Origin of the sequence: Brucella sp. NBRC 12950 (assembly GCF_030268145.1) — a bacterium.
Taxonomy (GTDB): Bacteria; Pseudomonadota; Alphaproteobacteria; order Rhizobiales; family Rhizobiaceae; genus Brucella.
The window spans coordinates 47536-73840 of sequence record NZ_BSQC01000014.1; the positions used below are offsets into that span (position 1 = coordinate 47536).

Sequence of the window (26305 nt, forward strand, 5' to 3'; positions counted from 1 at the left end):
CCAATAAAGAAGAGCTGCTACCTTCGCCCTCCCGGCAGCACGTCTCTCATGTGAGGAAATTCATAACGTCGGATAACTGAAAATGACCAATGCCAACTATCACTTGATCAATGCCAATCTTGCATAGATAGATTTGCGATATCCGTCTCAGACCTTCGAGTGGGCGTTTACTGCCTTTTGCCAGAACTGCTCTGCATGAAGGCTGAGACGTGTGGTCGGGCGGATAAGTGTAATGTCCACCGGAATGTCGAATTCATGGCCGCCAGCGCGTGCCAGTTGACCGGCTTTTATATCACGTTCCGCCAATGAAAGTGGCACCCATGCGACACCCTGGCCCTCCTTGACCATCTCAAGCAAGGTCGCAGCAAGGTCAGAGCTAAACTGGGTCTGAAGTGCCGGTCGCGATCTGTTTTCCGACCAGTATTCTTCCAGAATACGACCAAGGCCAGAGGCCGAAGCATAGCTCAGTTGTGGTATCGGTCTGTCTGCCGTTGCCTGATCGAGGCTCCATCGCGGTTCACCATTTTCACCAGGAGCCGAGAGAGGGACAAGCACATCCTGGCTGATTGTCTGGGACATAAACTGGCGGGTCGTCAGCTTGTTTTTTGTTTCGGGACGGCGATGGCAGATCAGGAAAACTGCGTCTCCGCTCAATAGTAACGCTTCACATTCGGCATAACTGTCGGTGATCAGGCTTGCAGAGCTGATGCTGGAATGGCCAATGGTTTGCAGCATCCATCGTGGCACGAATGTAAATGAAAGTGCGTGAGTGGAGGCGATCGATAAGTTTCGCTCTGCCTTGCCAGCCGCTTCGCGCGTTTCCTCGCGGGCACGTTTGATATCGCGGATGATCACGCTGGCACGTAAATAGAAAATGCGACCAGCATTGGTAAGCGCAACAGAACGGCTAGTCCTTCTCAGCAAAGGTGCTCCAAGCCATTGCTCGAGCATTTTTATCCGTCTGCTGAAGGCTGGCTGCGTAACATTGCGCCGTGTCGCTGCAGCTGAGAAGTTCAACTCATCAGCCAAGGTTATGAAATCTTCAAGCAGATCGATGTCCATCCTTGTGCTTTCTGAATTTGGAAGTTCGCATTTTTTGCAGAAGCTATCCCAAGTGCACCATCCAGGTCGAGCTATAATGCCGTTTTAGGCGCCGATCGTTTTAATTGGCCATCAATCACATCGGCGGCAGTTCAGGCTTATGACCCGTATTTAAAGATTTTTGGGTCGTGAAAGAGAAGTGGCGCGGGAAGTCGAAGCAGCAAGGATTGAATGGAATTTCTGGCTAACTTTGAATTAAATGTCCGAAAGAGGAAACACCATGACGTGGCGACCGCGCCGGAACCACAGCCCAGCTTATTAAGGAGAACCTGGCGTTTGCCGCGCGCATTTTCTGGTAGACGCCTACGGTAAGAATAAAAAACTTTGTTTTTCGGCGTTTTGGCAACGTGACGGTCGCGCTTTCAAGGCGTGCATGCTCCGACGTCTATGACTTACATCCAACGAGCGAAAATGCTTAATAGCAGAAATGACCCAACCTACATCTGACCAAATCGAATTACTCGCCATTGCCTTTGAGCGCTTCACCCGTCGTTTCAAGGTCTTGGAGGCAGCGGCAGCGATGCAGAACTCGCTCAACGCCCTCGACATTCAGGCGCTCCTTTTCATAGATGAACATCCCGCTTGTAACCTGGGAGATGTCGCGCGCCACCTTCAGGTAGCACTGACGACAATGTCGTCTTCGGCTGACAGGCTGGTACGCCGGGAAATGATTGAACGACAGCGCCCCGAAACGAATCGCAGGTCGGTCGCCCTGTCTATCACCGAAAAAGGAAAGCAAGCAGTTACAGGCTATATTGATGGATATCGGGCCTCTTGCAAAGCAATGCTTCAAGCGCTCGATCCCGCTGACCAGGCCGAGTTCTTACGGCTGACGCAGCAAATTGCTAAATACGATACTTGAATAATACGAAATTCGTAGTATGTCTCTGCCATAGAAATGACCAGGGACACTTTGATGACTCACAACTCGCTCACCGCTCTCATCACCGGAGCAAACAAGGGTATCGGCCATGCCATCGCGTGGCAGCTGGGTAAAGCTGGACACACCGTTTGGCTGGGTTGTCGGGACATTTCACGCGGTCAGATTGCAGCGCGCGAACTGCTTGGTGACGGGATCGATGCTCGTCCAGTCCAACTTGATGTTACTGACGCTGAAAGCGTTTCCGAAGCCGTCAAAACTGTCGAGAGCGCGGTAGGTCATCTGGACGTATTGGTAAACAACGCCGGACTTATGTTTGGCCAACCACCTTCACTTGCTGAGGAGTCAATTGATGAGATGCAGCGAATGTTCGACACGAACGTATTCGGGGTGATGCGTGTCACTCAAGCCTTCTTGCCCTTGTTGCGAAAATCCAAGGCAGCTCGGATCGTGATGATGAGCAGTGGCCTTAGTTCGTTGACGGATGCTCTCGACATGCGAAGTGAAACATGGACGGTTGGTTTTGGCGGATACTGCGCATCCAAGACGGCATTGAATATGTTGACCGTCAAGCTCGCGAAAGAGCTGGATCGGGAAGGGATCAAGGTAAACGCAGTCGATCCCGGCTTAACCTCGACAGACATGACAGGAAACGGAGCTGGGCATTCGCCTGAAGTGGGTGCTCGACCTGCCGTAGCTCTGGCAACGACTCACGCATACGGGCCCACAGCAGGGTTCTTTGCTTGCGCGGCATCTGGCGACCTCCTTCAAAAAAGCTGGTAATCCCTGTCCTGAAGAACTTAGAAGTGCCCCGCTATTCCGAGTTCCCATTTACTGCTTCGCGGCAGCCGCTGATCATCAATCACGACACAGGTTGCATGAAAGAGTGACATTCATGGCGCGCATTTTGCCGCGCCATCGACCAGCTCGTCACGGTCGCCATCGACCGAGATGTTTTGAGCCGTGATCAAGGCCTTGCGGCAGATTTTCAATTACTTGCCGATAAAAGTGATCTTCAGGATATTTCTTCCCGCCTCCGACCAGCTAGTTTCGCTTCGTCTTTTCAACGTCTATCTTGTGCAGAATCCACCCCTTCATTTAATGGTTCACCCCTGATTTATCAAAATGCTTGCAAGTTAATTCTGCTTCAGATTAAACATGACTAACAGAGTCTTGTTTCGGAAAATTCGTTTTGACCATACCCAAAAAGCTGATGAGCGCTCGAAAGGCTTGCATGCGGATGCGTGCAATCTCAGCAGGTGAGCATGAATTTTCCCCGCACGTATTTGAAAGGCTTTCTGCGTGAGCTGGGATATACAGGAGCTATTTCGGCGACACGCAAGTGGAATTGCGCGTTCTTTGCGCAGAAGAGGCCTCGACCCGGAAACTGCTGCTGATCTTACGCAAGACACGTTTGTAAAAGTGTTGGCGTCTCGACCGTCTGATGCAGCGCCCAAACATAACCCGAAAGCGTACCTTTATCGCATCGCCGGAAATTTAAGTGTCGATCAAGTGCGGCATGAGCGCGTATTGGTTCGTGTTCATCTTTCCGACGATGACTTTTCGGCAATAGCAGATCCTACACCGTCTGCTGAAACTGTTGTCTATGATCGTCAGAAGCTCAAGTGCGTCGAGGATGCGCTTGCCGAGTTGCCGCGGCGTATTCGTGAAGCTTTTGAACTTCACCGAATGGGTGGTTTAACGATTGCCGAAGTTGCAAAACAGCTTGAAATGTCGACGACAAGGACATGGGTTTTGATCAGAGACGCTTATGAGCATCTGGAAGATCGTCTCAATGGGTTTTAACCAGATCATAAAAATATCTTCTCACCGGAACAGTGTGCGTATAGGGATAAATCGATAGCAGCGGTTTTTAATTAATCCCATTTTGGATGTTGAATGAACGACGTGTCGGAAGAACGCAGATTGTTTCGTGAAGCGGCAGATTTGGCTATTCGCTTGCAGAACGATGCTGCCAACCCCGTTTCCGTCGAAATGGTTCGCAATTGGATAAGCCGCAGCCCCGCTCACGAAGCCGCTTGGCGGCGTGTCGCCACCATTCACGGTATGGCCGGTAAGATTCTCAGTGATCGTAAAAAGGCCACTACTGGTCCCAGCAGGCGAAATTTTATCGTCGGCGGTGTGGCGGTACTCACCGCAGCTGGCGTGGGTTCGTTGATGTTGCCAGATCTGATCATCAAGGCGAAGGCAGATCATTTGACCAAAGTCGGTGAAATCAAAAGCATTCCGCTTTCTGACGGAAGTGTCGTGACGCTTGGGCCTGACAGTGCAATCGGGATCGGATTTACAGATAGACTGCGCGAGATAAGCTTGCTTGCCGGAATGGCATATTTTGAAGTGGCCTCAGATAGTGCACGTCCATTCACCGTGGAAAGCGGGTCGTTTAAGGCCAGAACACAAGCGGCCGCATTTGATTTCTCCAATGATGCCGACGTCGTATCTGTGTCAGTTGATCAGGGGCTTATCGATGTCACGGCCCCGGGCTTTCCCGCGAACGGCAAGGAGCAGCTGAGTGCCGGCGAGTGGATTAATTTTGATCCGAATAATCGCGTTCTTAACAGAGGAAGCCGCGAAATTTCGCAGATTGCAGTCTGGCGAAAAGGCATGATTGTCGCCGAGAACGAGTCTGTGTCTTCTTTAGTTGCCAGAATTGCGCGTTGGCAATCAGGCAAAGTTTTTGTGGCGGATCGCTATCTTGGATCAAAAATTGTCAGCGGCGTTTTTGATCTCAACAATCCAATCCGTGCGCTCGAAGCTGTCGTCCGTCCTTTTGGCGCCAAAGTACGTCAAGTTGCTCCTTATGTGACGGTTATCTCGTCAGTTTAAAAAAACTTGAGAAAAAACGGAATAATTTCGTTCTCTATCCGTAATAGACATTAAGGGCTGCGGAAAATCCGCGAGTTAGCCCATTTTGTGCGAATAACGGAGCGGTTGGCGATGGGGCAAAAGTCTCGGATCAGAAATTTCAGCATTACGAGCAAAAGGCTGCTCGTTCTTGGGCTTTTGGCAACGACTGCACCCATCATTGTCGTTTCAACCGCCGTTAAAGCCGATGCTCAAGTTACATATTCTGTTCAGGCTGGGCCGTTAAGCGGTGCATTATCGAGTTTTGGCAGCCAGTCAGGAACGCAGATTTCCTATGAAGCCTCGATTGTTCAAGGAAAGACATCTCCAGGGATCCAGAAAGCTGTAACCCGAGAGCAGGCGATTGCTCAGCTGCTGCGCGGAACCGGCCTCACCTATTCCTTCACCGATGCGTCGTCAGTCGTTATCTCCCAACCCTCATCTTCTGGCACCGGCTTGTCAGCAGATGGCACGACTGTTCTGAATACGATCACAGTTACAGGGATTGGTGGAGCTACAACCGAAGGTACCAATTCTTATACGACCAGCTCAATGTCGACTGCAACAAAATTGCCAATGTCGATCCGTGAGACGCCGCAATCTGTTTCTGTTGTCACTCGGAAGATGATTGATGACAAAGATTACCAGACCCTTGATCAGGCCATGGCGGACACGCCCGGCGTAACCACAAAAATCGGTGCATCCAGTGTGCGTCATGAATATTGGTCGCGCGGTTTGGAAATCGATAATATTCAGTATGATGGAGTCTCAAACAACGTTCATTACTTTGCCCGCGACAGCGATGGCCAGGATGATCTCGACATGTATGATCGGGTTGAGGTCATAAAGGGGGCCGCTGGTCTGACCACAGGTGCGGGCAACCCGGCTGGTGCGATCAACCTGATCCGTAAACGCCCTCTTGACGAGACTAGGGCAACGATTACGACAAGAGCCTCTTCATGGGGTAACGGACGAGCTGTAATCGATTACTCTACCCCGCTCAACGATACGAAGACGGTTCGCGCCCGTATTGTAGGCGCCTTTGGAGCAGGTGACAGCTACAAAGACTATTATTCCAATCGTGATGGCATGTTTTATGGCACAATTGACGCCGATCTGACCGAAGATACGACGTTAAACATTGGCTACAGTTATCAGAACCAGAAAATCGACGGGTTTGACTGGGGTGGTTTGCCGGCGCGACCAGATGGATCTTTCTACGATTTCAGTCCCTCAACATTCCTCGGGAATGACTGGGATTATTTGTATCGTCGTCAGAATACCTTGTTTGTTGACCTGGAACATCGATTTGACAATGGTTGGACATTGAAAGCCGACGGGCGTGCAGCGTGGTCAAGAGCTGACATGCGCGGTGGTTATACCTGGTGGATTGGCGACGACCTTTGGTTCTATCCGGGGCGCTTCCCTTACGCGAATGATGTTTACTCGTTCGATGTCAATGCCTCGGGCCCGGTTGAAATCTTCGGTAGAGATCACGACTTCGTTTTCGGTGTTAATGCATCAAGAACCAATCTTTGGGTGGGTGTGTCGAATTGCGCAAGTTCGATTATGGATCCAACCACATGGGATCCTGGTGCGGAGCCTGCGCCCGAAGATATTCCTTTGACCAGTGGGAGTGACGAGAGGACCGACCAGATTGGCGCGTATGCATCGGCGAGATTTAGTCTAACAGATGATCTCAAACTGATAACCGGTGGCCGTGTGTCATGGTGGAAGTGGGATAAGGAGCAGACCTCCTATACGAGTGGCGCGACAACGAGTTCTGACTATAGCGCTAATGCTAACTTCGTTCCCTATGTCGGTCTTGTTTATAACATCACGTCCGACCTGACTGCTTATGCGAGCTATACTGGTATTTTCAAGCCGCAAAACTACTATGGGCGAGATGGCAGTCTTCTCAAGCCAATCGAGGGGACAAATCTCGAAGCCGGCGTCAAAGCGGAATTTTTCAACGGACAACTCTCTACCACTGCTGCCGTGTTTCAGACCAAACGGGACAATGTGGGGCAAAGGATTGTTGGAGTTTCCTATTGTAATCCTTTGTCAAGTAGTTGCTATGAAGGCGTTGATGGCGTCGAAACCAAAGGCTTCGAGTTGGAGGCGCGAGGGGCGCTTACGCAGCACTGGAACATCATGGCAGGCTACACCTACTCGGTTTCCAAATATACGGAAGGAAGCTTGGAAGGTCAGCGCTTTAATACGACCCAAGCCCCGGCGCATGTATTCAAGCTATATACGTCCTACTCCATGCTCGACGATAAGTTGACGATCGGGGGTGGCGTGCGTGCGCAGAGCGAGATCTATTCCAGGACTGAAACTGTAAATCTTGTACAGGGCGCGTTCGCCGTCGCTGATGTAATGGCCAAATACGACATCAGTGAAAAGACAGCTATCCAGTTCAACGTCAACAATCTTTTTGACAAACGCTATTACACGTCAATCGATCCGACAGTTGGTTTGAACAATTGGATGGGAGCGCCGCGCGAATTCAGGCTCAATCTTAAGCACACATTCTGACTTGTGACCTGATGCAGCAAGCTGCATCAGGATCAATCTGGCGTTAGCGATATGAAACTGAAATTGCTCCTATGTCTGGTACTTCTGGTATTGAGAAGTCACAGCTTGGCTTTTGCTGATGCAGATTTTCCTATAGCGGTCAAACACGCGCTTGGGACGACTGTAATTAACACCTCTCCAGAACGTGTTGTTACTATTGGCTGGAGTGGTGAGGATACACTTTTAGCTCTTGGAGTAACGCCGCTGGCAATGCCCCGTTATGGGACTTTTGCGAGCGGCATATTCCCGTGGAATGAGGAAAAACTGACGCAAAAGCCAGCACTGCTCGACTTCGGCATAGATTATGAAGCCATTGCTGCGCTTAAACCGGATTTGATCCTCGGTGTATATTCGGGCATCAATCAAATGTCGTATCAACGGCTTTCATCGATTGCACCAACGGTTGCATATCGGTCCGGACCTTGGCGTGCGGGCTGGCGTGAGCAGACGACAATAATTGGTGAGGCGCTTGGCAAACCTTATGAGGCGGAAAAGCTTGTAGAAGGCGCGGATGAATATCTTGTGGCTCTTGGAAAATCCTATCCCGAGTTGTCTGGCAAGACGTTTACTTTTGGAACCTTCTTTCGCGGTTCGAGCAATCTTGTCGTCTATTTGCCAGCGGATCCGCGGGTTAAAGCCTTGCGCCTTATGGGACTGGAACTCTCTCCGGGTATCGAACTACTTGCCAAGAAATATCCCGAAGAGTTCTCAACAGCTGTAAGCCTCGAAACGATCGATAGCGTCGATGCGGATATTCTTATCCTATGGTTTGGAGGCGAGGCTCGTGCATCGCTGGAAGCGCAAAGGCTATTTCAGGCACTCGGCTCTGTGAGACGAGGTGCATATGTGGCGCTTGAAAGTCCGGTTGAAGTCTGGGCGACGTCTGCACTGAGCGTTTTGTCCATACCTTATGGATTTCAAAGATTTGCAACGCGGCTGGCGGATGCCGCAAGAATTCCGAAGGATTAGAATATTGAGCAGTCACGTGGCAATTCAAAACAGAACAACAGCCGAGTCTGATCCCCTACCTTATGCCTATGACTGCTTCTGGGCAGAGGTTGTGTCATTGGAAGAGATTACGCCATCGATGAAAAGGTTTATCTTCAAGGTCGATGGCGGGGAGCGCTTCGTTCCAAGCGGGTGTCCTGATGAATGGGTGAGGCTGACTTTCAAACCGAATTCTCAGACGCCGCTTTCGTTACAAATCCGTGATGAGAACGGCAAATGGAGATGGCCTGATGGGGCAGAACCATGCCCGGATCGGCCTTACACCGTGCGTCGTTGGGATGGTTCTCGTTGCGAGATAACAATTGATATTGTTGCCCATGATCATGGTCTCGCAACCGAATGGGCAAAGTCAGCCCGCCCCGGGGATAGAGTGGGCGTTTGCAACCCTGCGGGTCGTTTCCGTCTCCCCACACAAACAGATTGGGTGCTGATGGTGACGGATATTACCGGTCTGCCGGCTGTTGCTCGGGTTGCGGAGGAGCTACCCTTTGGCTTCAAAGCATATTTTCACATCGAGATACCGTCGGATGCCGACAAGCAATCTTTGCGCACACAGGCAGAGCTTGATCTCGTTTGGCATGTAGGAGGCGATAAAATCGGGGGAGAGAAAGGCCACTCGCGATTGGCGAGTATAGCGGCCGAGATCAAAGCCCTGCCGGAAGGAAACGGTTATATCTATATCGCAGGTGAAGCGAAGATGGTCTCGCAAAGCCGTAAGCACTTTCGAGATGTGCTTGGCTTTGACAAAAGCCGGATCGAAGCGATTGGCTATTGGATTGAAGGTCAGTCTCGCGGATGAGGCGTGCGCTCTCAATGTCTGATTTGCTGCCAGGTTCTGTCGGGCGATCGGCTTGGAGTGCCGTTTTGGTTGGGTTGTTCCTGCTAACAATTGTATCGACAATCAGTTTTGTTGTCGGTGCAAGGGTTATTTCCCTAGAGAGGATCTTTCGGCTTTTTCTGGTCGATGATCCATGGTCATTCGACGGCATTGTATTGTTTGATTACCGTTTGCCTCGCACTTTACTGGGCCTTCTTAGCGGAGCTGCATTTGGCGTTTCGGGCGCCTTGATCCAGGCGGCGACGCGAAATCCGCTGGCTGATCCGGGGATATTGGGTGTGAATGCGGGAGCCGCATTTTTCGTAACACTCGCGGTGGGACTACTCGGCTTTCATTCGATTAACTCCTATATTTGGTTCGCGCTGCTGGGTGCTGTGGTCGTAACATTTGCGGTCTATATTATTGGTGCTACAGGACGCGAAAATGCCACGCCGGTGCGATTGGTACTGGCAGGTGTTGCATTATCAGCTGTTCTGGGTGGCTTGGGATCAGCAATTACATTGCTCGATCCACAGGCTTTTGATGCCCTGCGGCTATGGGCGATAGGCTCAATTGCCGGGCGTGATATGCATGTCGTTGTTTGGGTGGCGCCGTTTATCGGTTTGGGGCTTGTGATCGCCTTGATTGCGGCGCGGTCGTTGAATGCTGTGGCGCTCGGCGATGACCTGGCGCGTTCGCTTGGCACCAACATTTTGCGCACACGAATCTTAAGCGTTATAGGTGTGACGCTTCTTGCCGGTGCTGGAACGGCTGCCTGCGGCCCGATCGGCTTCATTGGTCTGATGGTGCCGCATGCCATGCGTTGGCTGATTGGTCCTGATCAACGCTTGATTATTCCACTGACGATGATCTACGCGCCGGTATTGTTACTGCTGGCTGACATTGTCGGACGCCTCGTCCTTTATCCCAATGAAATGGAGGCCGGCATCGTCACTGCATTCATTGGCGCGCCAGTACTGATTTTTCTGGCACGGCGCAGACAAGCGAGCGGGCTATGAGTATTACTCCTGCTCGACTAATCGCCTTTGACCGCGCTACCGTTACGGTTCGCTTACTTCGTGGTCGGGTGTCGTTCCGGCTCGACGGTCGCAGGCTTATCATGGCTTTGCTGCTTTTCTCGGGCTCTGCAGTCATAGCGCTCACCACACTTTTGACTGGTAAATATCCAATAGCCTTGCCTGACGCCCTCAATGCCCTGGTCGGGCAGGGCGACGATATGGTGCGCATGATTGTTTTAGAATGGCGCCTGCCGCGTGCAATACTTGCCTTTCTGCTAGGAGGTGCGCTCGGCATGAGCGGGGCTATTTTCCAGAGCCTTACGCGTAATCCGTTGGGCAGTCCGGACATTATCGGCTTCTCTGCTGGTTCCTATACGGGGGCGCTTGTTGCGATCCTTCTCATGTCAGGCGGATATTACGAGACAGCGCTTGGCGCGTTGGTCGGCGGTATCATTACTGCCATGGCAGTTTATATGCTTGCCTCGCGCCGTGGTGTCCAAGGCTTCCGACTGATCATAGTTGGGATCGGTGTTGCGGCGATGCTTTCAGCCTTCAATAGCTGGATGATACGTGAGACGGATCTTCAAGTAGCCATTGCGGCGGCAATTTGGGGCGCCGGATCGCTCAATGGACTTGGCTTCGAGCAGCTTGTGCCGGTTGCAATTGCGTTGTGCATCATCACGCCCCTAACGCTTCATTTCTCCCGACCAATGCGCCAGCTCGAGATGGGAGATGACGTTGCGATGGCCTCCGGCGTAAATGCCAATATGACGCGTGTTTTGTTGATCGTGTTTGGTGTGGCGTTAACGGCAATCGTAACTGCCGCCGCAGGTCCAATCTCTTTCATTTCCCTTGCTGCCCCGCAGATTGCGAGGCGACTGACACGATCGGCTGGTGTGGCGCTCATACCATCAGCTCTGATGGGAGGGCTGTTGTTGCTTTCCGCTGACTGGCTGACACAGCATGCCTTCAGTGTTCAACTGCCCGTTGGTGTCATGACAGTGAGTGTCGGTGGCGCATATTTTTTATGGATACTCGTCAAGGAGGCGCGCAAATGACTATTACTCGCTTTGACCGGACTCTCGCCCGCCTTCAGTCTGAGGATTTCCATCATCTGGGATCAGGTTTCCAAGATGTCGCCGGTCGCCCAAAAAAGGCGACGGGAAGTACGTGTCGAGCGATTGAACTCGTGCATTTATGTGAGAAAGGAGCGTTGTGGTGATTGGCCTGTTAAAGCGCTTTACTGCCTACTACCGCCCGCATCGTGGCCTTTTCGTGCTTGATTTTTCCAGTGCGATCGTAGCCGGCTTGCTAGAGCTGGCTTTTCCGATTGCTGTAACGCTGTTTATCGATCGGCTGTTGCCGTCGAACCAGTTTGGCATGATTGCACTCGCCGCGCTTGGTCTGTTTCTCATCTATCTGATCAATGCGGGTCTTCAGGTGATCGTCACCTATTGGGGCCACATGCTCGGCCTCAAGATCGAAACCGAAATGCGCCGGAAGGCTTTCGACCATCTGCAGAAGCTCTCCTTCGGATTCTTCGATAACCAGAAGACAGGCCATCTCGTAGCAAGGCTCACCAAGGATCTCGAAGAGATTGGTGAGATCGCCCATCATGGACCCGAAGACTTGTTCATCGCGCTGATGACCCTGATTGGCGCCTTTATGCTGATGATGTGGGTTCATGTACCACTTGCACTGCTCACCGCGACAATTGTTCCAATCACGGCTGTGTTCACCACGTTTTACGGCAAGCGCATGACTGCGAATTCACATCAGCTCTATAGCCGCGTTGGTGAGTTCAATGCCCGCATAGAAGAAAACATCGGTGGCATCCGCGTGGTTCAGGCATTTACCAATGAAGATCATGAGCGTGCTCTGTTTGCCGAGAATAACCGCAATTATCTTCTGACCAAACTCAAGGCTTACAAGGTGATTGCTGCATCTATGTCATTATCCTACCTCTCCATGCGCTTTGTGCAGGTGATCGTGATGTTGGCAGGTGCCTGGTTCGTCGTACGCGGCGAACTGACGGCAGGTGGCTTTGTTGGTTTTCTGCTGTTGGTCGGCGTGTTCTTCCGCCCCATCGACAAGATCAATTCGATTATCGAGACTTATCCCCGCGGGATTGCCGGCTTCCAGCGCTATACGCAGTTTCTCGACACCAGAGCGGATATTGCAGACCAGACGGATGCGCGGTCGGTCAAACGGCTTGAGGGAGACATCAACTATTGCGACGTTGATTTCGGATATACCTCTGGCAAGCCAGTCTTTGCCAAACTCGTTCTTGCAATCAAAGCCGGAGAAACAGTAGCTTTCGTCGGGTCCTCAGGAGCCGGTAAAACGACCATTTGTTCGCTGCTGCCACGCTTTTATGAGGTGACCGGCGGCGCAATTAAGATCGATGGTATAGACATTCGAGATATGACGCTTAGTTCGCTGCGTGCCAATATTGGTATCGTTCAACAGGATGTGTTTCTATTTGCAGGCACCATTCGCGAGAACATCGCCTATGGCCGCCTAGATGCGACTGAGGCAGAGATCATGGATGCGGCCCAGCGTGCAAGGCTGGATGGTGTGATCGCATCGCTTGCTGATGGGCTCGATACGGTCATTGGCGAACGCGGTGTGAAGCTGTCAGGCGGGCAGAAGCAGCGGATTGCGATCGCCCGCATATTCTTAAAGAACCCACCAATCCTGATCCTTGACGAAGCAACGTCCGCGCTCGACACTGAGACAGAGCGGGCTATTCAACAATCGCTCGCCGATTTGTCCGAAGGCCGCACCACGTTGGTGATTGCACATCGACTTGCGACAATCACGAATGCCGACCGCATCGTCGTGGTTGAGGATGGGCAGATTACCGAACAAGGCGATCATTCCGAACTCGTCGCTCGTAAGGATGGACGTTACCAAAAGCTTCACAGGGCGCAGCATGGGGGAGCCATCATTGTCGCTTATGATGAGATAATGCCGGCTGCGTCCTTCGTGACGAATGATAACAGGAAGAAAGGGCTTCTTTGAAGCTCATATCGTCATGAAATGAGCCGGCAGATTGCGGGTTCGTGCAATCAAAAATGTTCTTGATTGGAAATCTGAAAAGCGGATGGCTGCCGAGTATCCGAAACAAGGCAAGGTATTCGCGTCACCTAGCAGCGTCGTTTAAGCTATTGTCTTGCAAGTGTCGGACCCGATCTCCCGTCAACACCATGGGGGATTCTGCAATCTGCTCCGAGCGTACGGAGCAGGGCCAATGATGGTGTGGTGGCCATTCTGGATCTGGAAGACCAGATGAGCCTGGCTGATTGAAAGATCGGCAGTATCGTCAGGATACGCAAGTCCCATCTGTCCCTCGGAGCCAAGGAAATAAGCTCCATTGACGACGTGATTGATGGAAGTGCGCAAATCCGAAACAACATTACGAAACAAGCGCGGGTAGCCTGTGGGAAGCCGTGCACCGCTAAGCAGTGTAACTCGGTCATAGGCTAGACCTGCCTGAGACTGGCCGGGCCGCACGCGGCCCTAGTTTGCAAGATCCGTAAAGGCTCTTGTTGCGGCGAAGGGTGCAGTTAGCAAAGTGCACTAGGCCTCTCTCACTTCATCGAAACCCAATCTTCAAGACATTCGCAGCGAACTTTGGTCCGTCGCTGCAGTCGGGTAGATGCCTGTTTTGAGAGGTGTGGCTCTCTTTCATGAACTTTACGCAAAATTGCTCCAAGTGCTTTCCGGCTTTCGCCACACCATTTTTCACTCGAATGCGTCAGACTTCCGAAGTTGAATTATCCAAGCGATCGTGTTCGCGTCGCGGTTGTGTTAGGAAGTGACATTATATGACATTGTCCTTGCGAAAGAAGACGATAATACTACCTAACCTTGTAGGGATTGTTTGCATTTCGGCCGGTGCTTGAGGGGAATCGAGCCCATTGAAATCAGGAATAGTTGTCAGAAGCCTTTTGGGCTTGTTTAGATTGAGGACCGCAATAGCCAGTCAGTCGCAAATTCGGCGACGGGTGGGGGCGGTAAAGCTATTTCCTAAATTAGCTAGAGTGCACATTATGTCTGGAAAGACGCTTTTCAGGCCCAAGAATCCTGTCAAGCTCATCCAAACCCTCATCAGAGATAGCTTCCGCAAACTTTGCGCGTTGCAGGAGAAGCAATGTGCTGTTCGCGCCATCAGTTTTAGTGGTAGCGATCAAAGTTTTTCGCCTCAGTTTTCGGCTGCTATAGGATTGTTATTGAAGTGCTGTCCTGCGAGGGTGATGCATTTTTCAGTCTCTTTAGATCGTGATGCAATCAAGGTGCCGATGGATGGCTGGTTGTTGTGGTCCCTTACCCTTGTCTTAACCTGCTGTATTAATCGTCGTACTATGCCCGTTACCAACGGCATCAAACCTGCTTCCAGATTAACGGGGAAGCCCGGGCATTCAGCGGATTTGAGCCGGGCGATTGTGCCCACCCCTTATGCTTTAGGCGAGCTCCGCGTAGTCGCAGACGCATGGCGAATGATAGCGCCGCGGAAAATTGCCAGCTGTTCGATAATCATGCCTTCCCGCCGGAACAGTGGTCTTTTACTCGCTGGCCGGTGCCGATTGGAATAACCGTCCGACCAGAGTTGGTCGCATCCGCTCTGACTGTTGATAAACTTGGAGGAATTAATGAAAAAATCAAATCGCCATTCCCGACGGCAGAGTGCATTACCTGGGTTTTTCCCCGCTCTCATTGGGCTTGGAACTTATGGAATGGTGTCGATCTCAGGGGTCGCGTTGTTTCCTACAACAGCGCAGGCGGCTAACGAATGCGGTGTTGGCGCTGATGTGACTTGCGGACCAGGCGGCAATCCCTATGCTACAGGCGTCATCTATTCGAACAATGTCGACCAGACTGTGAGAGTGGGAGCCGGGGTCGTAATGGACACGCCGGGGTATTATGGTATTGCATTGACCGGCGCGGGCGCCCAAACTGTGATTTTTGAAGGCCCAGTCGAGCTTAATGTCGAAGGTGGTTATGCCACAACTTCGGGTGGAGTTTCATCATCATATGCAAGTCGATTTGATATCGACACGAGGCTCGGCACTATAAATATAAATCAAGTATCATCTGCTATAAATATCTTCTATCAAGGTGACGCGACCGACAATCGGGTTCTCACCGGAAATATTAATTCTTACCACTCTAATGCTCATGCAATTACCATTGCATCTCAATCTCCGTATTCCAAACTTCTACTTGATACCACAGGTGGAACTGTAAGTAGTGGGAGCGGAGGTGTTTATGTGTACTCGGCGGGAACAGCCGATGTATTCACTGGTGATATTACGACCGGCCTAGGTTACTACGGGAGGGCTCTCGCTCTACAAGGACGAGCCACGTCGGTACTGAATGTCGATACTACAGCAGGCAAGCTTGAAACCACTGGCGTTGTCTCGGACGCTGTCAGCATCGCCAGTAGCGGCACAACACGACTTACTGCTGGGAACATCATTACAAAAGGTCAAGGCTCCAACGCAATCAGCGTTACGTCTGAAAGTCAGTTTTTTTTCCCGTCTAGCGAGTTCCTCCCTGCTGGAGACGTGGCCATCGACACGACTTCCGGCGAGATCACGACTGAAGGTGATCAGTCGATCGGTATCCAGTTCACAGGCGAAATCGGATATATATATGATGCTGGATCTAACCTCTCAGGTTACACGGATCCGGCGGATCTGACCTTGCGCAGTGGCGCCCTCTCTACTACAGGCGATTTGTCTTCAGCAATTGTCGTGAATGGCGGCGGCATAGTTGACATTGATACGACTGCCGGCCAGATCAAGACCACGGGCGACGGTTCCGGTGGGGTTGTAATTTTTGGCGACCGCAATGTCGGTGAAAATGTGGCTGGAAGCTTGTCCGTCACGACTGGTCAAATAGAAACCTCAGGCAACGCAGCATTTGGCGTCGCTCACTACGTCTATGCGGGACTGGTAAGCACTGAAAATATATGGCATATCAACGCTCCCGGTGTTTTCGATACGCCAACAGTCATGAACCTCAACGGGGTAATCAACGCAAGCGGCGCTAATTCGGGCGGTGTGGTGTCGCTTCAAGCAGATGTCACGGCTCCGATCACCATCAATGCCAACGCCAACATTACAGCAAAGGGGCAGAATTCGGTCGGCATTGCCGCCGGATCCTATGATGGATCGGTAGAGATCAATGTCGCACAGAATGCCGTGATCGAAGGTGGTTGGTCGGCTACGCCCGGTGATCTGTCGCCAGGCTTCAGCGATACAGAGATTAATCAGACTGGTTTTCAAGCATACTTTGGATCGTATGGGGGGGTCGGCGGTGGCCTGCCGGCAGCTGGTGTCGTCTTGTGGTCCGGAGCAGAAGGAATATCTGCTGTTCTCAACAATAAGGGTACAATTGGCGCACTTAGCGATCTAGCAATCACCCAAGGCATCTCCTGCGGTAACAGCCGGTATGTTTCGCCACCTGCGCGCTTAGCGTCGCCTTCAGGAGGTGCCGCCAGGGCAATCCCGAGCAGCAACGGATGCACCACAAGCGGTGTCATCGAGGGATGGCAGGCGGATCTTCCTGTCTACGATGTTGCCTACCCAAGCACGACGGGTTCGGTTCACATCGTCAATGATGGTGAGATCAATGGCTTTGTGACCCTTTGGGGTGGCGCGCCTCACACGCTCGATAATGCGGGCAGTTTCAACATCCGCAATTTCTCCGATACCGACGGTGACGGCGTTCGTGATACCAAACGGGTCTCTGTCTCCGATTTCGGCGGACCGCAGGCTACCTTCAACAACCTTAATAGCGGTGTCGTGCAGCTCGCTGCGGTTAAAAATGCACCCGTGACGGACACAACTGGCAGCTATGTGCCAACGACCGGCACCGACAGCCGACCTTTGGATCCATCGTTTTACACAATCACTCGCGAAGGCGTGGCCCAGGGCCAGTTTGTCAATCTTCAGACCTTTAACAATGCAGGCACAATTGATCTGCGTGGAGAGGAAGTTGGCAACACGTTGATCATTACCGGCAGCGACACGGTTGGCGGTGCGGCAGGTGAAGGGGTCTTCGTGTCTCAAGGCGGCAGGTTCCTCACCAACGCCGTACTCAATGATGGCATCGCACCCGGAGGTGCATCGAACACTTTTGCAGATGTGCTCATCGTTGATGGCACGGCGCTTGGTTCTGCTGCAACGAGCATCTTCGTGGGCAACAAGGGTGGTACCGGCGACCTGACGCCTGGCAACGGCATCATGTTGGTTGAAGTGCGTGATAAGAGCCGGTCTGAAGATGGCGTCTTTGCACTTGGCGATCATGGTTATACCGTTGATGGCCGTTCCGCTGTCACGCTCGGCAAGTGGTCATACTTGCTCTATCACAACGGCGTTAATGCTGGTGGTGTCGATGATACCGCGGACGGTAACTGGTATCTGCGTTCTCAGCTTACTCCAGTCGATCCGAGCGACCCTGTTGAGAACCCGACAACACCTGTTTACGAGAAGATTCCTTCTCACCTCGAGCATCTCATCGCACCTTCAACTATGCAGCAGCGTGTGGGCAATCGCTACTGGAACAATCCTGTAGCACCGGCGGAAACCGTATTTTGTAAGGATCCATCAAAGAATTTTAAATGTGAGATCACATCCAACCAGGCTCAGTACTATCTCGATAGCAAGAACAACATTTTCATTGAGCAGAATGGTCTGTGGGGGCGTGTGGAAGGTGGCTATGGCCGGTTCAAGCCTAGCGTTTCTCATACCGCACAAGATAGCCGCGACAATTGGTGGAAGTTGCAGAGCGGCATCGACGGCCTGCTTTATGAGAGTGATGCTGGCAAGTTCATTGGCGGGATCAATGTCTCCTATGGCCAAGTTCGCAGCCGGGTGGATTCATGGCTTGGACGTCCCACCAATGGCGGTTCGACCGGCGAACTCAGCACAACAGGCTGGGGTGTAGGCGCTAGCCTGACATGGCTTGGTGAAAACGGCTGGTATGTTGATGGTCAGGCTTCCGCTACCTGGTTTGATATGGATCTCGATTCCAATGCACTTGGTATGACGCTGGTTGATGGCAACAACGGCATGGGTTACATGGCGAGTATCGAAGCGGGCAAACGTATTGCCCTCAACGAAGCTTGGACCCTTATCCCGCAAGCTCAGTTCTATTGGTCGCATGTTGATTTCGACAGCTTCACCGATCCACTGGGTCTGAATGTATCGATGGACCGTGGTGACAGTTTTGTCGGACGCTATGGCCTGGCGCTCGAGCAGCAGGAAACCTGGAAAGACAAGGACGACAAAACCCGTCGTTCCAGCATCTATGGTATCGTCAATCTCTATAACGAGTTCTTAGGCGAAACCCGTGTCAATTGGGCTGGAGAAACACTTGAACAGCGCGATGCCCGGTTCTGGGGCGGTGTCGGTCTGGGTGGCACCTATAACTGGAACGACGACAGGTATTCGATCTACGGCGAGCTTGCCGCTGAAACGAGCCTAGAGGACATCGGTGATAGCTATAAGCTTGGAGGCACCCTGGGGCTGCGCGTGAAATGGTAAGGCATTGCGGCTCGAACTGATCTCTTCTATTGGGGCGGAGCGGACAAGGCAAATGTGTCCGCTCCGCCCCAATAGGCGTTCTTCAGGCTGAAGGCAGTGAGGAGCCGACGAAGTTCGTAGCTGGATAGTTACTTGAGTTCTCGTGTCGACTTGATGTTAACGACAATCACTCAGAACATTTAATCGATCTCGCAAATAGGAGAGGCTGGAGCGGGCAACCTCTACTGGATCAACGTTTCTATCGCCAAATCCCGTTTCTACCGTGAAATAGCCTTTATACTGATGTCTCAGCAGCGCCTTAAGCAGACTGTCCCAGTCTGCTTTACCCTTTCCAATCGCGGTGCGTCCTGTGTCGGCTGCGTGAAGGTGTATCAATGCATCGCTCATCGCGTCGACATAAGACGACAGGCTTTGTCCTTCAAAGTCTACATGACAACTATCAAACATGAGCCCGACATTGGTGGCTTCGCACTCAGCCATCATGCGTCGCGCGTCTGCAGCGCTATCAATCAGATTGGTGTCTGCTGTGGTGGGTTCAATGGCAATCTGGATTCCGGCCGCATTTGCATAAGCCGCAACCTGTTGCAGACAATTCAGACTATACGCCCAACCGTCAGACCGCGACATGCCTTGCGCGCGCCAGCCGCCGATATAAAGAACCATTCCGGCATCAAGCTCATGTGCGAGATCGATGATTTTTTTGTAATGATCGATTGTAGCCTGTCGTTCAGCTGCCAGAATTGAACAAGGGTTGCAGCCGAACCCTCCGCCAATTGCCGGTAAGAGGCTTGATATGGCAATACCTTCACCCTTTGCGGTCTTGGCGATTTCCCTGCGATCATCATTGGAAAGGTGATCTGGCCAGGCGTGGGGCGCACAGCATCCTATCTCGATAGCATCATAGCCAATTGCGGCCAGGATACGGATCGTCTCTTGAAGCGAATAGGTTGGCAAAAATGTCGGAAAACTGCTGAACGCGAAACTATTGAAGCAAAATTTCAAGCTACACCTTTTAAGCACGCAAAGTTACGGATGCCGGGCACAACGTGTCGGGCGTCACGGATCAATTTAATGACGTCACTGCAGCATTTCAGATGAGGGTTGCATGGCGCCGGTCATCATTGCCACCACATCTGACATTGAACATTCCGTCGGGCGTACCACGGCTAGTCGTTTTCCCAGCCGATGGATGTGAATTCGGTCCGCCAGTTCGAAAACGTGGGGCATGTTGTGGCTGATGAGCACAATTGGTACCCCGCGCGAGCGCACGGTCTTGATCAATTCAAGAACCTTTTGAGATTCCTTGACGCCGAGCGCTGCTGTCGGTTCGTCCATAATGATGACCTTTGACCCGAAGGCTGCGGCGCGTGCAACTGCAATCCCCTGACGTTGACCTCCCGAAAGCGTTTCGACGGGCTGAGCGATATTCTGAATTGTCATCAGGCCCAGCTCGTTGAGCTTTTCGCGTGCTACACGGTCCATTGTTTGGCGATCAAGTTGTCGAAAGTACTTGCCCATCAAACCCTTGCTGTGAATCTCGCGGCCAAGAAACATATTATCGCTGATCGACAATGCAGGTGACAATGCCAGTGTCTGATAGACCGTTTCAATTCCTGCATGACGAGCTTCCATCGGGGATGAGAAATTGATCGGCTTGCCATCTAACAGGATCTCGCCACTATCGGGTTTAAGTGCACCAGAGAGAGCCCGGATCAGACTCGATTTGCCCGCACCATTGTCGCCGATGACTGCCAGAATTTCTCCCGGCATAAGCTCGAAATCTGCTCCATCTATGGCGACAACGCGTCCATATTTTTTGGATAGGCCTTTTGCCTGCAGTACCGGAGTGAGGGTCATGCTGATACCTTTCTGATCCACTGGTCGACAGCCACGGCAAGCAGGATCAGCCAGCCGATTGCGAAGAGTTGCCAAAGCACGTCGACGCCCGCAATGCGTAGTCCAGATTGGAAGACGCCTACAATGAGAGCTCCAATCAGGGGACCAAGGATGGAGCCGCGACCGCCAAAAAGGGATATTCCACCAATTACTACGGCGGTAATTGACTGCAGATTGCCCTCGAAGAAGCTGGTAGGAGATACTGAGCCCACACGCCCGATGGCAGACCAGCCAGCAAGGGCACAGATGAAGCCAGCAACGCCGTAAACTGAGATCAGGACGCGATCAGTGCGAATGCCAGCCAGCTTTGCAGCCTCAGGATCGTCACCCACTGCATAGACATGACGTCCCCAGGACGTACGTGAAAGCGCGTACCAGAGTATTGCAAACAGGGCGATCAGCAAAAGGGAACCGTAGCTGATCTGTGCCCCGAAAATAGAAACGGTTTTTCCAAAGAATTTGAGCGCTGGCGCTGCAGCGTCAATTTCAGTTCCCCTGATAGACTGCGCGCCGGATAAGTAAAGATTGAGTGCATAAAAGATGTTCCAGGTACCCAACGTCGCAATGAAAGGCGGCAACTTGACTTTGGTGATGAGAAATCCGTTGAAGAGACCAATTGCCGTGCCACACATAAAGGCGATCAGGAGTGCAAAACTGATGGGAACGCCGAGCTTGACAGCAAGATTTCCAGCAATAACGGAACTAAGAACCATAACAGCTGCAACAGATAAATCGATGCCAGCAGTCAAAATGATCAAGCTTTGGGCGGCTGCGAGAATGCCAATAATCGAGACTTGCTGCACAATCAGCGACATGTTGTAGGCGGAAAAAAAGCGGTCCCCAGCCACAATTCCAAAGCCAATCAGGGCCAGAATGAGTACGACGAGTGGTACTGAAGTAGGGTAGCTGTGGAAGAACCGCTGGAGGCGGGTGAGAAGCCCGGCATTGGGTGTTTCAAACCGCGCATGATCTGGTTGATCGGTTGCGACTTTAGGCAGGACTTCCTGCGATGTCTGGGCGTTTGACATGACAACCCTCTGTGTTCATGGCCTTGGCGATCGCGGATGGCCGTTGAAAAACCACCCGCATTCGTCGTCAGAATTTTATGGAATACCGGACTAACCCCAGCATTTTTTGAGCGCTTCTTCCGACGAAATCGATTTCGTACCTTCGACAGGATGGTCGGTAACAAGCTCGGTGCCAGTGTCGACAAAATCCAGTCCATCTGAGGCTTGTGGCTTCTTTCCACTATCGACGTATGTCTTGATAGCTTCCACACCCATCGACGCCATCTGCAATGGGAACTGCATAGATGTCGCTCCGATAATGCCTTGTTTGACGTTATTGACGCCAGGGCAACCACCATCAATGGACACGATGGTAATCTGGTCTTCAAGCCCTGCGGCCTTGATCGCTTCATGTGCGCCGGCTGCAGCGGGCTCGTTGATAGTGTAGACCAGATTTATCTCCGGATTGACTTGTAACAGGCTCTCCATAGCCGTGCGTCCACCCTCTTCGTTGGAGTTACTGGCTTCATTTCCAACAATCCGGCTGTCGTCCTCATCGCCAATACGGGTCTTGTCTTTGATGTCGATCCCGAAACCAGACATGAAGCCCTGATTACGCATGTAATCGACTGTAATTTGTTGGGCATTAAGATTGAGAAGGGCAATTTTCGCATCGCTGGCTTTCTCTCCCATACGACCTTTTGCCCATTCACCGATCAGGACACCCGCTTTAAAATTGTCGGTAGCGAAGGTCGCATCGGCTGCGTCGGCGGGTGCGAGTGGTGTGTCGAGTGCGACAACCAATACACCTTGATCGCGCGCCTGCTTTACCACAGGTACAAGTGCACTTGAGTCATTTGGCACCAACAGGATGCCTTTTGCGCCCGCCGCAATGCAGGACTCAATCGCTGAAATCTGTGTGTCGACATCTCCTTCCGCTTTGCCCGCATAGCTGAGTAGTTTCATACCCAGTTCTGCAGCCTTAGCGGTCGCGCCTTCCTTCATTTTTACGAAGAAAGGATTGTTCTCTGTTTTCGTTACTAAGCAGACGCTTGTTTCGTTGGCGTGGGCATTGCCATAACAAAATGTGGCGATCGCCAGGGTCGAAGCGATAAGTGTGAAATGTTTGCGCATCATTCCTCCCAGTGCCGGTGTAGCCGGCTTCAAAAAATTGCGACCAGACTGACAGTGCCTCCTCCGCAGCGCTGGCTCCTAAATGCAATCAGCTATCTCCATCTCTGTCAATATATAATACCGGATGATTTAATAAAAAGCGAAACAGTATGAAAAAGCGCCTATATAGGAGCTTCTAATCCGCCAAACGCGTTAATAATCACACCGGATGATTTAAATATTGACGTGTTGATGGAAATCTCTAATTATCGATGCTAACATTGAGATCGGTAAAAACGTGAGGTTAGTCGCGGGTCGCGGACCAAGAGGATGGTGCACGAATTTGCGCAATCGGCTTGTATGATGCGATTTTTGAACGGGGAGGTGGCATTGTTTAAGATGGATGGACTTGAAGAGTTTCAGCCAAGCTTGAGTGATCCGAGCCGGGGAACAAATCAGACCGGGATGAAGCTTTATAATGAGCGGCTGGTGCTTTCGCTCATACGCTCTCATGGACCCCTATCGAAAGGGGAGGTTTCACGCATGACCGGGCTTTCCGCGCAGGCGAGTTCGGTAATCATGAGCCAGCTCGAAAGTGATGGCTTGCTCTTGCGTGGCGAGCCACAGCGCGGCAAAGTTGGCCAGCCGTCCGTACCAATGTCGCTTAATCCAGAGGGTGCCTTTTCGATCGGTGTGAAAGTTGGGCGCCGGACAGCTGAGCTCGTGCTAATGGATATGGCTGGACAGGTGCGTCGCCTAATCAGTCTTAATTTTGCTTATCCCACACCCTCATTGCTGGTCAATTTCGTTGATAAAGGCATCAACGAAATCATCGATAACATGACGCGGATTCAGCTGGGGCGAGTACGGGGCATCGGAATTGCGATGCCATCTGAAATGTGGAGCTGGGAAGAAGAGGTTGGTGCGCCCCACGCCGTTGTTGACGCTTGGAGGGCCTTTGATCTCAAGACGCATATTGAGCAGACCTTCTCTATGCCGGTTCATGCCTATAACGATGCCACAGCTGCATGCGCAGCCGAGATGGCCTTTGGTGTCGGCCGAAAGTATCAGGATTTTCTTTACGTGTTTTTTGCCACGCTTGTTGGCGGTGGCGTGGTGCTCGATGGTGCTTTGTATCCAGGGCGCCGTGGTTATGCGGGATCAATCGGTTCCGCGCCTGTGCCTTCACCTGTTGCAGGCGAAGCACCAAAAAGGCTCATACAATGCGCTTCAATCTATCTGCTTGAACGCATGATCGTCGAGGCGGGTGGAGATCCCAGCTTGATCTGGCATAAATCGGAGGATTGGAGCCATCTGGGTGTGGTGCTGGATCGTTGGACGGAACAGGCCTCTGACAGTCTTGCCTTTGTGATCGCTTCAGCAATTTCGGTAATCGACTTCCACAATGTGGTGATCGACGGTGGGTTCCCGCCCCATGTGCGTGCTGAGCTTGTCCGCCGGACCCGCGAGAAAGTCGCGCTGATGGAAGTTCAGGGGGTTGCGCCGGTTGAAATAGTTGAAGGCAATATTGGCAGTGACGCTCGTGTGTTGGGCGCGGCGAGCTTGCCGCTTCTTGCCGAATATGCCCGGGACAGGGATATTCTATTTAGTTAGCCGGCAATTATAAAATTTTATAAGTCTGCGGCAGTTGGAGGTGCAACTGCGGGAAGGGAGGAACATGCTGATTGGAATTGACTGGGGTGGCACTAAGATTGAAGGTGTCGCTATGGAAAGAGATGGTCAGGAGCTTTTGCGCCTGCGTGCCGATACGCCACGTCACGACTATTTTGGCTGTATCAGCGTAATTAAGGATATGATTTCCGCCCTGGAACAGCAGACAGGAAAAAACGGGTCCGTGGGCATCGGTATTCCTGGATCACTTGAGCCAGTCAGTCGTGTCGGCAAGGGAGCAAGCTCAACTTGGTTATTGGGCAGACCGGTCGAGAAGGATCTTCATGATTGTCTCAAGCGTGATCTCAGAGTTGAAAATGACGCGGATTGCTTCGCTGCTTCAGAAGCAATGGACGGGGCGGGCGCTGGTTACAACGTAGTTTTTGCAGTCATTTTGGGATCCGGCGCGGGAGCAGGTATTGCGGTCGCAGGAAAAGCCCATCACGGACCCAATAATAGTGGCGGCGAGTGGGGACATAATCCGCTGCCGTTTCCTGATGTAACGGAGTTGCCAGGTCAGCCATGCTATTGCGGCCGCCATGGATGCATGGAGACTTGGGTTTCTGGCCGTGCGTTTGAGGCTGAATACCGCCGCCACACTCAAGAGGAATTGAAAGCGCGTGAAATCATAGAACGCAAGCGTTCAGGGGATCGTTTAAGCGGCATGTTATGGTCACGTTATATCGACAGGGTTGCCCGTGGACTTGCGACTGTCGTCAACACACTTGATCCAGATATTCTTGTTATGGGTGGCGGCATGTCGAATGTGGACGAACTTTACGAGGATCTGCCCGCGGCGCTTGCCAAGCGGACTTTTTCGACGGTGTTCCACACCCCTATTCGCAAAGCGATCCACGGGGATTCCAGCGGCGTGCGCGGAGCCGCCTGGCTCTGGAAAGATTGAAAAATTGCCCATGTCGCACTTCAAAACAAGGGAAACCAATGTGACCGACTCTCATGCAATCGATGAACGTTATAAGTTTTCACTCGCACTAATCCGCGAGGCTGGCGATCTTGCAAACCAGTATTTTAGCAATCGGGAGGCACTGACAATTCAGAGCAAGGGTCTTCAAGATATGGCAAGTGAAGCCGATCTTCAGACCGAACTTCTCATCAAAGAAAGACTTGCTAAGCATTTTCCCGAGGATGCCTTCCTCGGAGAGGAAACTGGCATCACTGCCTTCGAACCTAGTCAGGGTATCTGGGTTGTAGATCCGATTGACGGCACGCAACCGTTTATTTCCGGCATGACGAGTTGGTGCGTCTCGATCGCTTTTGTCAAAGACGGAGCGCTCAAGTTTGGGATGGTTTATGCACCCGCGAGAGACGAACTGTTCGCTGGCGGCGAGAGCTGGGCTGCCACACTGAACGGTAAAGAAGTTGAGCGACATCCAGCGCGGTCTGTTCGTGAAGGAATTGTGGGTGTTGGTTATTCCCCGCGTGTTACACCCGACGAGTTTCTGCCGATGTTTGAGCGGCTGCTAAAGGCAGGGGGAATGTTCAGTCGCGAGGGTTCGGGCGCTTTGACGCTCTGTTATGTTGCAAGCGGTCGCCTGATTGGATACATCGAGCCACATATTAATTCCTGGGATTGTCTTGGCGCGATCGCAATAATTCGTGCAGCCGGGCTTATCACCAACGATTTCCTCGCTGGCGACGGTCTGAGGAAAGGAAATCCTGTCATTGCCGGGAATGAAGCTGTCTATGCTGAACTTTCAGACATTTTCGAGGGTAACTAGGCGCTCATGTAAATAAGTTAGCGACTGGGATCTCATCAATGAATTAGTTCAGCGGGG

The 26305-nt window shown here is 51.9% G+C and carries 19 protein-coding genes; 14 read left to right on the plus strand and 5 right to left on the minus strand.

The annotated features are described in order from the left end of the window. Positions 1–147 precede the first annotated feature (147 nt). Entirely contained in the window at positions 148–1062 is a 915-nt protein-coding gene (locus QSJ70_RS21295; protein WP_285539400.1) for a LysR family transcriptional regulator, read from the minus strand. Positions 1063–1528: 466 nt separating this feature from the next. Here QSJ70_RS21295 and QSJ70_RS21300 point away from each other — a divergent pair, with 466 nt between their 5' ends. The 11 genes from QSJ70_RS21300 to QSJ70_RS21350 all read left to right on the plus strand — a co-directional run bounded on the left by QSJ70_RS21300 (position 1529) and on the right by QSJ70_RS21350 (position 18822). After that, a complete protein-coding gene (locus QSJ70_RS21300) occupies positions 1529–1963 on the plus strand; it encodes a MarR family winged helix-turn-helix transcriptional regulator (protein WP_285539402.1) in 435 nt (144 codons plus the stop codon). A 54-nt stretch (positions 1964–2017) separates the two neighbouring features. After that, on the plus strand, positions 2018–2764 hold the full coding sequence (locus QSJ70_RS21305; RefSeq protein WP_285539404.1) for an SDR family oxidoreductase: 747 nt from the start codon (positions 2018–2020) through the stop codon (positions 2762–2764). A gap of 519 nt (positions 2765–3283) precedes the next feature. After that, positions 3284–3787 carry an RNA polymerase sigma factor gene (locus tag QSJ70_RS21310; RefSeq protein ID WP_285539406.1) on the plus strand — a complete coding sequence of 168 codons (504 nt, stop codon included), beginning with the start codon at positions 3284–3286 and terminating at the stop codon, positions 3785–3787. A gap of 93 nt (positions 3788–3880) precedes the next feature. After that, a complete protein-coding gene (locus QSJ70_RS21315) occupies positions 3881–4828 on the plus strand; it encodes a FecR family protein (protein ID WP_285539408.1) in 948 nt (315 codons plus the stop codon). A gap of 111 nt (positions 4829–4939) precedes the next feature. Next, complete coding sequence (locus QSJ70_RS21320; RefSeq protein WP_285539410.1) at positions 4940–7384, plus strand: TonB-dependent siderophore receptor; 2445 nt, start codon at positions 4940–4942, stop codon at positions 7382–7384. A gap of 51 nt (positions 7385–7435) precedes the next feature. Next, a complete protein-coding gene (locus QSJ70_RS21325; RefSeq protein ID WP_285539412.1) occupies positions 7436–8392 on the plus strand; it encodes an iron-siderophore ABC transporter substrate-binding protein in 957 nt (318 codons plus the stop codon). A gap of 91 nt (positions 8393–8483) precedes the next feature. Then, entirely contained in the window at positions 8484–9230 is a 747-nt protein-coding gene (locus QSJ70_RS21330) for a siderophore-interacting protein (RefSeq protein WP_285539571.1), read from the plus strand. 14 nt (positions 9231–9244) lie between these two features. Next, positions 9245–10267 (plus strand): iron chelate uptake ABC transporter family permease subunit, encoded by a 1023-nt coding sequence (locus QSJ70_RS21335; protein ID WP_285539413.1) that lies wholly within the window; start codon positions 9245–9247, stop codon positions 10265–10267. Continuing rightward, on the plus strand, positions 10264–11325 hold the full coding sequence (locus QSJ70_RS21340; RefSeq protein WP_285539415.1) for a FecCD family ABC transporter permease: 1062 nt from the start codon (positions 10264–10266) through the stop codon (positions 11323–11325). Before QSJ70_RS21335 ends, QSJ70_RS21340 begins: the two co-directional genes overlap by 4 nt. A 160-nt stretch (positions 11326–11485) precedes the next feature. Beyond that, positions 11486–13291, plus strand: a complete 1806-nt coding sequence (locus tag QSJ70_RS21345; RefSeq protein WP_285539417.1) for an ABC transporter ATP-binding protein — start codon at positions 11486–11488, stop codon at positions 13289–13291. A gap of 1631 nt (positions 13292–14922) precedes the next feature. Further along, entirely contained in the window at positions 14923–18822 is a 3900-nt protein-coding gene (locus QSJ70_RS21350) for an autotransporter outer membrane beta-barrel domain-containing protein (RefSeq protein ID WP_285539419.1), read from the plus strand. Between the two features lie 156 nt (positions 18823–18978). Here QSJ70_RS21350 and QSJ70_RS21355 read toward each other — a convergent pair whose 3' ends face one another. From QSJ70_RS21355 to QSJ70_RS21370, 4 genes are all read right to left on the minus strand, one after another. Continuing rightward, the gene (locus tag QSJ70_RS21355; protein ID WP_285539421.1) at positions 18979–19824 is read right to left on the minus strand and encodes a sugar phosphate isomerase/epimerase family protein; all 846 of its coding nucleotides are present in this window, start codon (positions 19822–19824) and stop codon (positions 18979–18981) included. Between the two features lie 75 nt (positions 19825–19899). Further along, on the minus strand, positions 19900–20679 hold the full coding sequence (locus QSJ70_RS21360) for an ATP-binding cassette domain-containing protein (protein WP_285539423.1): 780 nt from the start codon (positions 20677–20679) through the stop codon (positions 19900–19902). Next, positions 20676–21746: an ABC transporter permease gene (locus QSJ70_RS21365; protein ID WP_215779380.1), complete on the minus strand. Its 1071-nt coding sequence runs from the start codon at positions 21744–21746 to the stop codon at positions 20676–20678. The genes QSJ70_RS21360 and QSJ70_RS21365 overlap by 4 nt, the downstream gene beginning before the upstream one ends. 90 nt (positions 21747–21836) lie before the next feature. Then, a complete protein-coding gene (locus tag QSJ70_RS21370) occupies positions 21837–22859 on the minus strand; it encodes a substrate-binding domain-containing protein (RefSeq protein ID WP_252349234.1) in 1023 nt (340 codons plus the stop codon). Between the two features lie 378 nt (positions 22860–23237). Here QSJ70_RS21370 and QSJ70_RS21375 point away from each other — a divergent pair, with 378 nt between their 5' ends. The 3 genes from QSJ70_RS21375 (at position 23238) to QSJ70_RS21385 (ending at position 26248) form a co-directional block, all read left to right on the plus strand. Next, positions 23238–24452, plus strand: a complete 1215-nt coding sequence (locus tag QSJ70_RS21375; protein ID WP_252349233.1) for an ROK family transcriptional regulator — start codon at positions 23238–23240, stop codon at positions 24450–24452. 64 nt (positions 24453–24516) lie between these two features. Next, positions 24517–25413: an ROK family protein gene (locus tag QSJ70_RS21380; RefSeq protein WP_215779374.1), complete on the plus strand. Its 897-nt coding sequence runs from the start codon at positions 24517–24519 to the stop codon at positions 25411–25413. 40 nt (positions 25414–25453) lie between these two features. Beyond that, complete coding sequence (locus QSJ70_RS21385) at positions 25454–26248, plus strand: inositol monophosphatase family protein (RefSeq protein WP_215779373.1); 795 nt, start codon at positions 25454–25456, stop codon at positions 26246–26248. Positions 26249–26305 lie beyond the last annotated feature (57 nt).